Raw genomic sequence first — 14,458 nt, 5'->3', positions numbered from 1 at the left:
CCATTGCATCTCGGTGATGACCGGCTGCGACGTGGCACCAAAGTTGCCGGCTTCGTTGGAGCCGGGCAGCAACTGCACCGTCGGCGCCGCGATACGCACGATATTGCCGGCAGTTTGATTTGTGAGCCCGTCGCCATTCAGATCACCGAGTCCACGCGAAACACTTGATAGGTCGATCCCGAAATCAACCGCGTCCTGGATCGGATCATTGCTCTCCTGGTAATCAATAAAGGTGTTGGTCGTGTAGCGGGCGGCCGAAGCGGTACCGATTGGCGGTGTGAAGCCGGTTGCATTGCCGCGTGGACCGGTCGCCGACAGCGGCTGATTAAATAGCGGGTCATAGCTGTAAGTGGTCACGAGGTCTTCACCACCGCCACGGCCCGGGTCGGCGACCAGCCGCATCTCGATCACATTGCGCTGGCTGCCGCGGCTGCCGCCACTTTGATAAACGTACTGAATCTCGTTACCTTCAGGAAGGATCCTGCTGATCAGCAGGTCGTCGTCATTAAAAACCCAGCTTGTCTCGTAAGCCGTCGGCTCGCCGAGACGCAGGCCCCGGGTCAGTTCACGTTTGCGGATGCGCTGGGTAAATTCGTTGTAAAAAGTCTCCTCGATGTTGCCGGCGCGGTCGGTCACGGTGGCCTTCAGTCGCTCGATAGTCGCGTCGCCGGGTGGTGCTTCGGTGTTGAGTTCTTCGTAGAAGAATGTGTAGGCGCCTCCCGCGGCAACACCCGAGGCATTGGTGCCGCCCATGTTCTGGGTCAGCGCCCGGTCAAAGTTCAGTGGATCGGCCGGGTCTTCGCCATAAGTCCAGGTGTAGTAGGGGTTGCCACCATCGGCGACTTCCTGCGAACGGGTGACACTGAGCAAATTGTGATTGAGGTCCAGGTTTGTGAAACCAGACGAATAGGTGTAGCTCTCGGTGCGACCGGCCGGGAAATCGTTACCGGTTGATGTGCCGGTCACCACCGGGGTGCGGACGCTCACGAGGTCGCCATTGGTATCGTAGCCATAGACTACTGCGCGACCCGTGAAGTCGACAATTGATGCGAGACGATCATCGGCGAATGTGAAATCGAACAGCCGGCCGTAAGCGTCGATAACACGATCCAGATTGCCGTCACCATCGTACTCGAACAGCATCTGGTTGCCGTGCCGGTCACGGTACTCGGTGAGTACGCCGTTGGCGTCGTACATTCGCTTGAAACCGTTCGGTTCGCGGATGACGAAAGTGTCGTCAGGTTGTTTAATCAGCGAGCCAAAGAAGCCCCTTGCCGAGGTATAGCTGTCGTCAGGATTGATCGTCCAGATGTCGGTGCGGCCTTTGTCCTGCCGCAGCACGTCGCCAGAGGGCTGGATTGCCAGCCGTTCGTTGTAGCTGAAATCCCAGTTGTGGCCAATCGGTCCGTCGTAGCGGATGCGGCTGCGGTAGCGTCGGTTGAATTGAAAGTGAATATCGCCACGGCCCGGCACGGCCAGATCGATCCGGTCCAGCCGGTTCTCGCCGTTATGAGGCAGCACGCTGCATTCGCCATACTTCTGCTCCGTATTTGTTGGTACCTCGGATGAATTATTCGTGCGCATCGGGCTTTCAGTCGGCGCCGATGCAGCACCGAACGCAACATGGTCGACAGTGATGCTGTCTCCGGTGGCCAGCGTACCGTCCACAAAGCCAACAGACAGAATGGGCGCATCGCCGGATTGCGCTGTGATCTTGATATAACCGTTTCGCCCCAGCCCACTTTGTAAGGGCAGCTGAAAAAGGCTCTCGATCGTGACGCCGTTCACCTGCAGGTTTGCGTTGGACTGCAGGTTGGATAATCCGATCCCCACCACTCCGGGGCCACCATTGAATATCAGTCTCAGTTCCTCGACATCGAGTCCACCCTGCTCGGTACCGTCATTACCGATGTAATTACTCAGGACGTGGTCTCCGTCCCATGGGTCGTCGAGCCAGAACTGTCCGCCGTTAAATCCCATTTCACTGCGATTAAATAATCGCGGCAAAACTGACATGCCCTGGCCGCCACCAAGCGCATAGGACAGGATCAATCCCTCGTCCTCAAAATCCTCGATGGCAAAACCGCTGACGCCAGCAATCACATCGAAAGCCTCAATAGAGGGTGCATCGTTGTAGACGCTGACCGGTATGACTTCGACGTCATAGCTCATGGCGGGTTGGGGTGAAACGGTGGCAACCGCGAGGCTGAGCAGTGTGAATACCCGTGCCGTTCCTGGCTTATTCATCGGCATTTCTCCGACTTTTTGATTGTTCCTACAAATATAGTCCAATTCGGGCAGCCGTTCCGTCGGATGATCTTATTAATAAAACTATTAGAACCATGTAGTTAGATATTATTTCTCGCGTGATATCTAAAAAAATTAGGGTCAGACCGAGATTATTCGTAACAATCTGCGGGAACTGCCGGGATACCTGCTTGTGGCAATTAATCTCGGTCTGACCCCTCGGAAATTAGGGTCAGACCCACAGGTTCCCGGGCCAGGTTGAAGCCATGCCTGGCCGCTCAGTGCGGCCGGGCAAGGCCTGGCGCACGCGAAAGCGCCCGGTCGGCAATTGTTACAAATAATCTCGGTCTGACCCCTATAAAAAGAGGTCGGTGGTGAGCGGAAAGCCGGGCTCGACGGCATAGTCATCGAAGTCGGTGACGCCGGCGGCGCGCAGCACGTCGTCGTCGATGAGAAATTGCCCGGTGTAGCTGCGGTCGGTCTGTGTCAGCACGGCGTGCGCGGCGTCGGCCATGATCTCGGGCTTGCGGCCGTTGCGCGGATCCATGCCGGGAATCATTTTCAGCGCGGCGGTGGCAATGAGGGTGCGCGGCCACAGCGCGTTTACCGAAACACGGCTGGCGAATTCCTCGGCCATGCCGAGCACACACTGGCTCATGCCGTATTTGGACATGGTGTAGGCAACATGCGGGCCAAACCAGTTCGGTTCCATGTTCAGCGGCGGCGAGATATTCAGGATATGCGGGTTGTCCGCCTTCAACAGGTGCGGCAGGCAGGCCTGCGAGCAGGCAAAAGTGCCGCGCACGTTCACCGAAAACATCAAATCGAAGCGCCGCATCGGTGTTTCCAGCGTGCCGGTGAGATTGATGGCGCTGGCGTTGTTGACCATGATATCGATGCCGCCGAACTCGTCGACCGTGCGTTCCACGGCGTCGGCGATGGCGCGCTCGTTGCGTACATCCATTTGTGCCGCCAGCGCCTGGCCGCCCGCGTCGACAATTTCCTTCGCCGCAGTGTGTATTGTACCGGGCAGCACCTTGTGCGGTTTGTCGGTTTTCGACGCAATGACGATATTGGCGCCATCACGGGCGGCACGCAGCGCAATGGCCTTGCCGATGCCGCGGCTGCCGCCGGTGATGAACAGAGTCTTGCCTTTCAGTGACATCTTTATTCCTCTTCAATAGCGGCGATCAGTGCGGGCAGCAATTTCCCGGACGATCCGCGCAGACAGAAATGAACCAGCGATGACAGCGGCGTGGCGGCCGGATTGACTTCGGCCACAACGGCATCGCATGACAGGGCCAGTTCAGCCAGCCCGGCCGCCGGCTGCACCTCCGAAGCGGTGCCGACCGACAGCAGCACATCGCAGCGTGCACAGGCGGTCAACGCGGTGTCGAGCACCGCCTGGTCAATTTCCTCGCCAAACCAGACCACGTCGGGCCGCACCAGAGCGCCGCAATGATTACAGGTTGGCGGCGTGCCGGCTGTCAGTTCGTCATCGCCGAGCAAGCGATGTTCTTCGAGGCACCGGTTACCGAGTATATTGCCGTGGAATTCCACCGCTGACGTACTGCCGGCACGCTGGTGCAAGCCGTCGACGTTCTGCGTGATGAGCGTCAGCCGCGGCACCAGCTGTTCCAGCCGCGCGATGGCGTAGTGGCCGGGATTGGGCTCGACTTCGTTAACCAGGCCGCGGCGCCACGCGTACCATTCCCACACCGTTTTCGGGTCGCGACGAAACGCCTGTGGCGTGGCCAGGTCCTCCGGGCGAAAACGCGACCACAGGCCGGTCTGTGCATCGCGAAACGTCGGCACGCCGGACTCGGCTGACACGCCGGACCCGGTCAGCACCACCACGTGCTGCGCCTGGCGCAACGCCTCGACCAGTTGCGCCGGTATGCTCACTCAGGTCAGGCGTTGGCGATCTGTCGCAGTACGTAGTGAAGAATACCGCCGTTGCGGTAGTAGTCGCGCTCCTTCGGCGTATCAATACGCACCCGCGCCTCGAACTCTTTGGCGCCACCGCCGTTATCCGACAGCGCCACCACGTTCACCACCCTGGCATTGCCATTGTTCAGACCGGTAATGCTAAAGCGTTCCTTGCCGGTAAGACCCAGCTTCTTCGCATCTTCGCCCTCCATGAACTGCAGGGGCAGTACGCCCATGCCGATCAGGTTGGAACGGTGAATTCGCTCGTAGCTGGTGGTAATGACGGCCCTGATGCCCAGCAACAGGGTGCCTTTGGCGGCCCAGTCACGCGACGAGCCGGTACCGTATTCGCTGCCGGCAATGACAATCAGCGGCGTGTTCTCCTGGGCGTAACGTTGCGCGGCGTCGAAAATCGTCATCTGTTCGCCTGACGGTATATGCGTGGACCAGCCGCCCTCGGTGCCGGGCGCAAGCTGGTTGCGCAGGCGAATGTTGGCAAAGGTGCCACGCATCATGACCTCGTGGTTACCGCGCCGCGAGCCGTAGGAGTTAAAGTCTTTCGGCTCAACCCCGCGCGACTGCAGGTAGGCGGCCGCCGGGCTGTCCACGGCGATGCTGCCAGCCGGCGAAATGTGGTCGGTGGTCACGGTGTCGCCCAGCAATGCGATACAACGCGCCCCTTCGATATCGTCGATGGCATCGGGCTGGTGGCCCATGTCGACGAAGTAGGGCGGGTTACGCACGTAGGTGGAGTCTTCTGCCCACTGGTAAATTTCGCCTTCCGGTACGTCGAGGTTGTTCCAGTTTGCGTCACCGGCAAACACGCTGTCATAGCTTGACCGGAACATAGTCGAGTCGATGCAACCCATGACCGTTTCCTGTATCTGCTCGCGCTGCGGCCAGATGTCCTTCAGGAATACCGGCTTACCGTCTTTGCCGGTGCCAAGCGGGTCGTTGTAAAGATCAACGTCCAGGTTACCGGCCAGCGCGTAGGCCACTACCAGTGGCGGCGATGCGAGGAAGTTCATGCGTATGTTCTGGTGAATACGGCCCTCGAAATTGCGGTTTCCCGACAGCACCGAGCAGCCAACGATGTTGTGCTGTGTTACTGCGTTGGATATTTCAGGGAGCAACGGGCCGGAATTGCCGATACAGGTGGTACAGCCGTAGCCAACCGTGTGGAAGCCCAGCGCCCGAAGGTCGTCGGACAACCCGGCCTTGTCCAGATAGTTGGTGACTACCTTCGACCCGGGGGCCAGGCTGGTCTTGACCCATGGTTTGGTCGTCAGGCCCCTGGCGTGAGCGTTGCGTGCCAGCAGGCCGGCCGCCAGCATGACGTCAGGGTTTGAGGTATTGGTGCAGCTGGTTATCGCTGCAATCAGTACCGCGCCGTCTTTCAGGGTGAACGAATCGCCATCGAGATCGACCTGTGCCGCGCCATGCAGCATCGAGTCCGCAGCGCCCACTGCCGTGTCGCCGCCTTCGTCTTCGAAACGGCTTTCAACAAGCGTCAGCTTTTCGCGCTCGACGTGGATCGGTTGCATCAGCTGGTGGAATTTTTTCGCCGAGCCGCGCAGCGCGATACGGTCCTGCGGCCGTTTCGGACCGGCAATGCTCGGTTCGACCGATGCCAGGTCCAGGCTGACGATCTGCGAGTATTCCGCATCAGGATCGTCATCGTTACGCCACAGAGTCTGTTCTTTGGCATAGGCCTCAACCAGCCTGATCTGGTCGCGATCGCGACCGGACAGGTCCATGTAACGCAGCGTCTCGTTGTCGATCGGGAATATGGCACAGGTGCTGCCGAACTCCGGTGACATGTTGCCCAGGGTGGCGCGATCGGCCAGCGGCAGTTCGGCCAGGCCGTCGCCGAAAAATTCGACGAACTTGCCAACCACACCGGTGTTGCGCATCAGTTCGGTAACGGTCAGTACCAGGTCCGTCGCCGTGGCGCCCTCGGGCAGCCTGCCGGTAAGTCGTACGCCGACGACCTGCGGGATCAGCATCGTGATCGCCTGGCCCAGCATGGCAGCTTCGGCCTCGATACCGCCAACGCCCCAGCCGAGCACGCCGAGACCGTTGATCATGGTGGTGTGGGAATCGGTGCCGACCAGCGTATCGGGATAAGCGACGCGCTTGCCGTCCTTCTGCGTGTCGAATACCACCCGGGCCAGGTACTCGAGGTTGACCTGGTGCACGATGCCGGTATTCGGCGGCACCACTTTAAAGTTGCTGAAGGCGTCCTGGCCCCAGCGCAGAAATGAATAGCGTTCGCGGTTACGCTGAAATTCAATCTTGTTATTAAGATCGAGCGCATCTGGGCGGCCGTAGTTGTCCACCTGCACGGAGTGGTCAATCACCAGTTCGGCCGGGGCCAGCGGGTTGATAGCTGATGCCTTGCCGCCCAGGGCAACGATGGCATCGCGCATGGCGGCCAGGTCGACCACGGCGGGCACGCCGGTAAAATCCTGCATGATTACCCGTGCCGGGGTAAACGCAATTTCAGTGCTCGGTTCTTCCTTCGGCTTCCAGTTGGCCAGCGCGTCAATGTCATCGGCAGTGACGTCCACACCGTTTTCGTGACGCAGCAGGTTTTCCAGCAGGATTTTCAGGGAGTAGGGCAGGCGATTCAAATCGATGCCTTCAACGCTGTCGAGCCGGTAAATCTCGTAGTCGTTGTCACCCACGCTGAGCCGGGCCCGGGCGCGATCCCGCAGTTCAGTCATCCTGATCTCCCTGTTATTAAGAGTAAGAGCGAGGCGCGATTATACAGCGGTTTGCAGAACACCGGTGGCAGCCGCGGCGCTGATGATGCCGCCGCCGAGACAGCGCTCGCCGTCATAGAAAACAGCGTGCTGGCCGGGCGTTACTGCCCACTGCGGGCTGGCAAACTCGACATGGGCTGTGCCGGCAGCGAGGCGGGCCGCGGCGGGCGCCGGCCGCTGGCGGTAGCGGGTGCTGACCTGGCAGGATAATTCCCCGGCTGCCGGGCAGCCGTTGATCCAGTGCACGGCAGTCGCTTCCAGTGAGCTGCTGTACAGCAGCGGATGGTCATGGCCCTGCACCACGATCAGCACGTTGTTGTCGTCGTCTTTGCCCGCAACATACCAGGGTTCGTCGCTGGCACCTCGCACGCCGCCGATGCCCAGCCCCTGGCGCTGTCCGAGCGTGTAAAACGCCAGGCCACAATGTTCGCCAACCGCCTGGCCCTCCGGCGTGCGTATCTCACCTGGCTGTACCGGCAGGTAGCTTGCCAGGAATTCCTGGAATGGCCGTTCGCCGATAAAACAGATACCAGTGCTGTCGCGCTTGCGCGAGTTGTGCAGCCCGGCTTCCAGAGCCAGCGCGCGTACATCGGACTTCAGTGTTTCGCCCAGCGGGAACAGCGTGCGGCCGAGCGCTTCGGCGGAGACGTAGTGAAGAAAATAGCTCTGGTCTTTGCTGCGATCGGCGCCGCGGTGCAGCTGATGTTCGCCGTTCACGCTGATTCGCCGGGCATAGTGGCCGGTTGCCACGTAAGAGGCGCCGAGCCGTAATGCGTGGTCGAGAAAGCGGCCAAACTTTATTTCGCGGTTACACAGTACGTCGGGATTCGGGGTCAGGCCTGCCTGCAGCCCCTCAAGAAACACATCAAAGACATGCTGGCGATATTCGGCGGCAAAATTGACCTGGTGCAGCGGAATATCCAGGAGGGAGGCAACACGGCGTGCGTCCTGAAAATCTTCAGCCGCCGTGCAGTAGCCCTGCTCGTCCTCGTCCCAGTTAAACATGTAAAGGCCGTGCACATCGTAGCCCTGCTGCTTCAGCAGCAGTGCGGCTACCGATGAATCCACGCCGCCGGACATGCCGACGATAACGCGGGTACCTGCATTGTTAGACATAGGGCCTGTTGGACGCCTGTGGCCGGGGCAGGCAGAATACCAGTGTTTTTGCGGTTTCCGGCAGCTGCTGCGGTAATCCCGGCAAGACCCGGCCCGGCGGCCGGGCCGTGAAAGTGGGGCAGCTTAACAGAATACTGTGACCGCGATCACACGGCGGCCGGCCGCATTTTGGGTTAATAACAAACTGTTCCAGAAGGTACTTCCTGGCTACCGGCATGCCAGGGAACGCAGGAGCTTTAACCTTTGCAGTTTTTCATTGCAGGCAGAGTGCGCAGGGTGACCAAAGCGCTGGTAATTGCGCTGGCGCTGATCGCCACGAGTGCGTGGGGCAGCGAGCAGGCGTTACGCCAGGCGCAGTCCCTTATTAATGACGGCCGTCATGGTGAGGCACGTCGTGTGCTCGAGCCGCTCGAAGCGCAATACATTGGCGATCCGCGTTACGACTACCTGATCGGGCTGGCGCTGCTGGAAACCGGCGAACCGGGGCGGGCGGTGCTGGCGCTGCAGCGAGCCATTGCGACCGAACCCCGCTTTGCTGCTGCCCGGCTTGACCTGGCACGGGCTTACTACGCGTCCGGAAACCTTGGCGAAGCGCAGCAGGAGTTCGAAGCATTGCGCGACGAAAACCCGCCCCCGGCAGCGCGTCGCGCTATCGACCAGTACCTGGCTTTGATTGCCAATCGGCAGCGACGGTTGCGGATGGAATATCGTCTGTCTACCCGGGCCGGTTATGACAGCAACGCCAACAGCGCCACTGCCGTCGACAACTTCCTCGGCTTTGACCTGATCGAACAAAGCCGTGAAACCTCGAGCCCCTTTGCCGAGTTCGGTGGCAGCGTAACGATGCTCAAGCCGTTCAGTCAGAGCCTGCTGCTGGATACCCGTCTCGGTGTACGCCAGCGTAACAACCCCGATGCTTCCTTTGTTAACTCGCAGATTGGCAATGCCAGTCTCGGCTTGCGTCATGTGACTGAAAAACAGACGCGGTCACTGCGGCTACAGGGATACCAGGTTGAAGTCGATGGCCGCGACAACAGTGCCGGTCTGGCGCTGGCCGGATCGTGGGACTTCAATGTGCGCCGAAACCTTCGGCTGGGCGTGCTCGGCCGCATCGGCCAGGTCAAATATGGCGACGAGCTCAAGGTAAAGGATGTCGACCAGTATTTGCTGGGTATAACCAGTAACTGGACCTACGCCGGGGGCCGTGGCTCTCTCGGCGGTTCCCTGCTGGCCGGTACAGATGAGCCGTTGCAGGCAGACTCCCGCTACGGCCGCGACACCTTCGGGCTGCGCTTCACCGCCGGATGGAATTTCAGTTCGCAATTCAGGGCCCAGTTCACGGCAGGCCTGCTGCAATCCGATTATGATGCTGTGTTCTTCGAACAACAGTTTGATGCGCCGCGTGAGGACACGCTCACACAGCTTTCTGTCAAACTGGACTGGCGTATTACACCTAAGTGGCTTATGTCGCACCTGGTGGCGTACACCAACAACGATACGGATGTCGATGTATTCGAGTTCGAACGAGTAGAAACAAGTTTGAGTATTAACCGCGTCTGGCGTTGACCTGGTGGCTTTAAGTAAAACCAGAACGCACTAAATGTTCAATTCGTGAGTGCAATCACAACGATACTCAAATGTATGTGAGAGGACTCACAGACGTTTTAACCCAACTACTGTAAATTTGCTGCGCTATCTGGGACAAATGGCGTATTTCGTTTTCGAGTGGAAAAGGGTATTGGATATGAACAGGCTTCTCACTAAATTTTGGCGCTATCCGGTTGCGTGCCTGCTGGTGGCATTGCCACTGGGTTTGGCGCACGCTGATGCCGGACAAGTGCTGTTTGTATACGGCAAGGCTTATGTCGTATCACCTGACGGCAGTCGGGCTGCGCTGACAAAGGGCAGCACGGTTGACTCCGGTGACAGGATCGTAACTTCTGCCAACGGCCGTGTGCAGATGCGCATGGAAGATGGCGGCCTGCTGGCACTGCGGCCGCAGACCGAGTTTCTTATTGAACAATTTAACTTCCCCGCCGCGTCGGGCGGCATGACGGCAAGTGCCGGCGAGCCGCGCAGCTTCTTTGCGCTGGTCAAGGGTGGCTTTCGTTCGATTACCGGTGCGATCGGCAAGGCCGACAAGTCGGATTACCGTGTACGTACACCGGTGGCTACCATCGGTATCCGTGGCACTGACTACACTGCGGTTTACTGCGAGACCGGTTGTGCCGGCATGCAGCAGGGCCTCTACGTCGGCGTGACCGACGGTGGCGTGACGCTGCGTAACGACACCGGTGCGCTGGATCTTGATCCAGGTCAGTTCGGCTTCGTGCGCGATGCAGCGTCGAGCCCCGAGAAGTCAGCTGCTGCTGCCCGCTTGCTGGCAGCCGAGGTTGCTCCGGAAGCGGCTGAGTCTGACGACGCCGAGGCCGATGTCGAAGTGGCATCTGTGACCGACAGCGATGTAAATCTCACCTCTGGTGGCGAAGCGCTCAACGGCAACAGTGGTGCCGTTGCCTATGCTGCCGGCCCGCTGGGTGATGACGAGGCCTTTACCGCTGCTGCGGCGCAGGGCATGTCAGGCAAGGTCGTCAACGAAGACGGCAGCCCGATTGCATTCACGGCTGACTCTCCGATCGGTACCGCACTGATCGAACAGAATGGCAGCCAGGCGGTCAACATGGGTCGCGACACGGATCGCCAGGGTGCGACCGGCCTGCACTGGGGTCGCTGGACGACCGGTGCCGTGCACGTCACGTCCGAGAATGGCGAGATAGTGCAGGATGTCGACAACAGCAGCGTGCACTGGGTAACTGGTCCTGACGGCAACGCTCGTGTCGAGCTGCCGACGGAAGGTACCGCCAACTTCGCGCTGATCGGTAACACCAACCCCACCGACAACAACGGCAACGTTGGTACGCTGGGCTCGGCAAACCTGTCGGCTGACTTCACCAGCCAGACTGCCGATGCTGATGTCAGTCTGTCGTTCGACGAGACCGGCCAGGTCTGGGATGCCTCGGCGCGCGACGTCGACATCAACAGCGACGCGACATTTGGTGGTGAGTTCGACGATGTTACGGTCACCGACTCGATGTCAGGTGAAAGTGATGACGGCGACGGCAGCCTCAGCGGCTTCTTCAGCGGCGACGCTGACGGCAACCTCAGTGGTGCCGGCATGAGCTACACGCTGGAAGAGGACGACACGGTAGTGTCTGGCGCAGCAGCCTTCCAGGTGGAAGGGGGCGGCAACTAAGCCGGCAATACTCCTGCTACGAAGGCCCGCCATCTGGCGGGCCTTTTTTTATGCCCGGCGGCTTGAGTTAACTTAATTGCTGTGATGTGGCGCACGGACCTGCGGGCCAAAGCAGGGGACAATCGGCGAGGGTGCGCAAGGGACTGCAGGCCGTGACCAACAAGCTGGGCATATATCCATTTCCATACATGTCATACCTGGTGTCGGTTGCCCTGCAGCGTTGGTGCTGTATGGCAAGATGGTGCGGCTGAGAAAAAGAAGCGATAGAGCATTGATCTACGGCCCCAAAACACTGGTTCGTCAACTGGCTGCTGCCTTGCTGGCCGTGCTGCTGGCTGCCTGCGGGAGCGGTGATGATCCGGTAGCGGCCGGTGCCGACGACGGCCGGGTGATCAGTGGCAACAGCAGCAAGGGACCGTTGAATGGCGCCATCGTGCGCGCCTTTTCGCTGGATGCGCGAGGGCAGAAAATAGGCGCTGCGCTTGGCGAAGCCGTGACCGACGCGTCAGGCAACTGGACAATGACGCTGCCTCCTGGCAGCCAGCCACTGCTGATCGAATCATCGGGCGGGGCCTATGTTGACGAGGCGGACCCGGAACCTGTCGCCGGGCAGCGTCGTACCGTGCAGCTCGCCGGCGACGATGTTTTTGCCACCCTGCTGCCGGTGGGCGCATCGATCGTCGCAATCAATATCTATACCGATGCACTGCTGCGCAAATCACGGTACGAAACACAGGGCGATAATTTCATTGCCGTATACGACCTGAACCGATCCTTCTTTATCGATGCGTTTGGCTTCGACATTGTTACTACGCCACCGGAAGACCCGATCCAGCCCGACCGCGGCGCATCACTGAATGCGCGTCAGTACGCAATGGCGTTAGGTGGCATTGCCAACGCGGTTAACGCGCTGGCAACGGAGAACCAGCTCCCGGCGCCGACTTACGCCGTTATAGCAGCGTTGATCGATGATATGACTGACTGCACCGTCGACGGGCGCGGCGTTGGCGGGCCAGTGTCAGCCGTTACAACTATGGATCTAAGCCTGAACAGCGAAATCCTGCGTTTTCGTAACAACAACTTTGCCGCTTACGAGGCAACACCTTTGCTGCAGCTCGATCAGACGAAGTGTGCCCGCTCGGCACTGCTGCCTGATGTCACGGCACCGGTATTCGCCGATTTTCCAAATAATTTCACCGTCGAAGCTCCGGACGGGCAGGGCATTGATGTAAACGCGGCAACGGTACAGCGTGTGCTGCAACAGGTCGTTGCCGTCGACGATCGTGATGGTCCGCTGGAGGTTGTCAGTAACCTGGCAGGGTTACTGCCGCCGGGCGCCACTACGGTGACTTTCAGCGCGAGTGACCAGGCCGGTAATACGCAGTTAGCGTCATTGGTAATCACTGTAGTCGCACCGGAACCTCCATCCATAGTGGCCCCGCCGGATGTCATTATTCGCGGCGTACCGCCGCAGCCGGTGCAGGTATTTCTCGGCACGCCGCAGGTCAGCGACAACGTTTCGCTGCCGGCGGACCTGGTTGTAGTCAGTGATGCGCCGGCCAGCGGGTTCAGCCGGGGGCGCTATGTGGTGCAGTGGACGGTGACCGATGAAGTGGGTCTGAGCGCTGTGGCCGAGCAACGGGTATACATAGGTGTGTCACCGGAAACGGACCCGACTGCCGCGGTGGATCCCGACTTTGTTCAGGAGCCAACGCTGTCAGGCAACAGCTTCCTGACGCCGGTGCAGCGCCCCGGCAGTGGGGCAGCCCGGCAAACCGATACCGATTCTGACACGCTGCCTGACGTGCTTGAGTTACTGCTCGGTAGCAATTTTCTTGAACCGGATACCGATGGTGACGGTCTGGACGATGGTTTCGAGCTGGCGGTCGGACTTCCGCTGACCATAGTTTCGCCGGCAGCGTGGCTTACCCCGGGCGCGATGTCGCAGCCGTGGACTGACAGCGACTCCGCACAGCGCCGGATCCTGCTGGTCGCAGAGGGCGTGTATCAGGACCCGATCATCCTGGCACCGCCCTGCGATGGGCTGGTTCTGGCGGGCACCGGGTCGGGTGTTGCTGTGAGTGCGCTGATGATTACCGGTTGCCGCAATGTACTGGTATACCGGGTCAGTGCAGCTGGTCGGTCAGATACGCTGCGCGTAATTGATTCCACCGTAACACTGCGTGAATCGCATGTTGCCACTGCGGATGCAGGCGCAGCGCTGCTGTTCGACAGCACGCTTTATCTCGAGACAGGTTCGATTACGGGTGAAGTTGTCGTCTCCGGTGACTCTGAACTTCACGCTGACTGCTACAGTGTATTCGCGCCGGCCGGCGACGTTGACCTGGATGTTCAGGCCCGGCGCTGTCCATCCCAATAGCGTTCAAGCGCTCCTGCATTTACCTTAAGTTCAGTTTTGCAGTTACGCGTGTGATCTGTCGCACACCGCATGTTGTAGAACTGTTAACCACGTCTGCGATGGCCGTGCGAGGCCGGGTTAGGGTTGGGCAACTTTCAGTCGAGGACGACGAAATGAAGCGCCAAACTCTTTTCATGTTATGTACGATTGCAACGGCCGGATTGCTGACGGGTTGTGCAACCACGATGACACAGTCGGAGTGCCTGTCAGCTGACTGGTATGCGGTCGGTCTCGAAGATGGGGCGCGGGGTCAGTCAATGGCGCGTCTGGGCACCCATCGCAAGCAGTGTGCAGAGTTTGGTGTGTCACCCGATGTTCAGGCTTACCAGCAGGGCAGGCTCGAAGGGCTGGACTACTTCTGCACGTTGTCGAACGGGCTCGAAGTCGGCAAGGCAGGACGCAATTACGCTGGTGCCTGCCCGACAGGAATGGAGCATTACTTCATGACCGGTTTTCGCCTGGGCCGCGAAATTCATCGCGTGCGCAAGGAGATTTACGCAAATCGGTCTGAGGTAAAGAAAGCTGAAACAGAAATGCAGAGCGAAGAAGCAACCGATGAGCGAGTAGTGGAGCTACGCTACCGGGTGCGGACGCTGGAGCGTGAATTCGGCCGTATGCAGAGCCGGCTGGAGTACCTGGAGCTCGAAGAACAGCGCATCGTCATCTCTGACGTTTCGGCCGGCCTGACCGACTAGCGCGGGCAGGCTTGCGCCGGCCGATCCGGCGCTC

At 59.7% G+C, this 14,458-nt stretch carries 9 protein-coding genes; 4 read left to right on the top strand and 5 right to left on the bottom strand.

Translation table 11 applies throughout. The features are described from left to right. From HKN06_08195 to mnmA, 5 genes are all read right to left on the bottom strand, one after another. A partial coding sequence (locus tag HKN06_08195) for a hypothetical protein (GenBank protein NNF61295.1) occupies nucleotides 1-2,247 on the bottom strand: 2,247 nt, incomplete at its 3' end. A 355-nt stretch (nucleotides 2,248-2,602) separates the two neighbouring features. Further along, the gene (locus tag HKN06_08190; GenBank protein ID NNF61294.1) at nucleotides 2,603-3,412 is read right to left on the bottom strand and encodes an NAD(P)-dependent oxidoreductase; all 810 of its coding nucleotides are present in this window, start codon (nucleotides 3,410-3,412) and stop codon (nucleotides 2,603-2,605) included. A gap of 2 nt (nucleotides 3,413-3,414) precedes the next feature. Beyond that, nucleotides 3,415-4,152 (bottom strand): NAD-dependent deacylase, encoded by a 738-nt coding sequence (locus HKN06_08185; GenBank protein NNF61293.1) that lies wholly within the window; start codon nucleotides 4,150-4,152, stop codon nucleotides 3,415-3,417. 5 nt (nucleotides 4,153-4,157) lie between these two features. Then, nucleotides 4,158-6,902, bottom strand: coding sequence for an aconitate hydratase AcnA (gene acnA, locus HKN06_08180; GenBank protein NNF61292.1), 2,745 nt, complete (start codon nucleotides 6,900-6,902; stop codon nucleotides 4,158-4,160). 39 nt (nucleotides 6,903-6,941) lie between these two features. Further along, a complete protein-coding gene (mnmA, locus tag HKN06_08175) occupies nucleotides 6,942-8,057 on the bottom strand; it encodes a tRNA 2-thiouridine(34) synthase MnmA (GenBank protein ID NNF61291.1) in 1,116 nt (371 codons plus the stop codon). A gap of 276 nt (nucleotides 8,058-8,333) precedes the next feature. Here mnmA and HKN06_08170 point away from each other — a divergent pair, with 276 nt between their 5' ends. The 4 genes from HKN06_08170 to HKN06_08155 all read left to right on the top strand — a co-directional run bounded on the left by HKN06_08170 (nucleotide 8,334) and on the right by HKN06_08155 (nucleotide 14,424). Then, nucleotides 8,334-9,623, top strand: a complete 1,290-nt coding sequence (locus HKN06_08170) for a tetratricopeptide repeat protein (protein ID NNF61290.1) — start codon at nucleotides 8,334-8,336, stop codon at nucleotides 9,621-9,623. A gap of 178 nt (nucleotides 9,624-9,801) precedes the next feature. After that, nucleotides 9,802-11,310: a FecR domain-containing protein gene (locus tag HKN06_08165; GenBank protein NNF61289.1), complete on the top strand. Its 1,509-nt coding sequence runs from the start codon at nucleotides 9,802-9,804 to the stop codon at nucleotides 11,308-11,310. A gap of 271 nt (nucleotides 11,311-11,581) precedes the next feature. Then, nucleotides 11,582-13,690 carry an HYR domain-containing protein gene (locus tag HKN06_08160; protein ID NNF61288.1) on the top strand — a complete coding sequence of 703 codons (2,109 nt, stop codon included), beginning with the start codon at nucleotides 11,582-11,584 and terminating at the stop codon, nucleotides 13,688-13,690. A gap of 152 nt (nucleotides 13,691-13,842) precedes the next feature. Continuing rightward, nucleotides 13,843-14,424, top strand: coding sequence for a DUF2799 domain-containing protein (locus HKN06_08155; GenBank protein NNF61287.1), 582 nt, complete (start codon nucleotides 13,843-13,845; stop codon nucleotides 14,422-14,424). Nucleotides 14,425-14,458: the final 34 nt, after the last annotated feature.

The organism is Gammaproteobacteria bacterium (assembly GCA_013003425.1).
Lineage (GTDB): Bacteria > Pseudomonadota > Gammaproteobacteria > Steroidobacterales > JABDKV01 > JABDJB01.
This window is presented reverse-complemented; position numbering and strand designations above follow the sequence as displayed.

What these genes read in the sequence shown, in the direction of transcription:
- HKN06_08190 (NNF61294.1), bottom strand. Translation starts at nt 3,412, where the DNA reads ATGTCACTGAAAGGCAAGACTCTGTTCATCACCGGCGGCAGCCGCGGC.
- acnA (NNF61292.1), bottom strand. Translation starts at nt 6,902, where the DNA reads ATGACTGAACTGCGGGATCGCGCCCGGGCCCGGCTCAGCGTGGGTGAC.
- mnmA (NNF61291.1), bottom strand. Translation starts at nt 8,057, where the DNA reads ATGTCTAACAATGCAGGTACCCGCGTTATCGTCGGCATGTCCGGCGGC.
- HKN06_08165 (NNF61289.1), top strand. Translation starts at nt 9,802, where the DNA reads ATGAACAGGCTTCTCACTAAATTTTGGCGCTATCCGGTTGCGTGCCTG.
- HKN06_08155 (NNF61287.1), top strand. Translation starts at nt 13,843, where the DNA reads ATGAAGCGCCAAACTCTTTTCATGTTATGTACGATTGCAACGGCCGGA.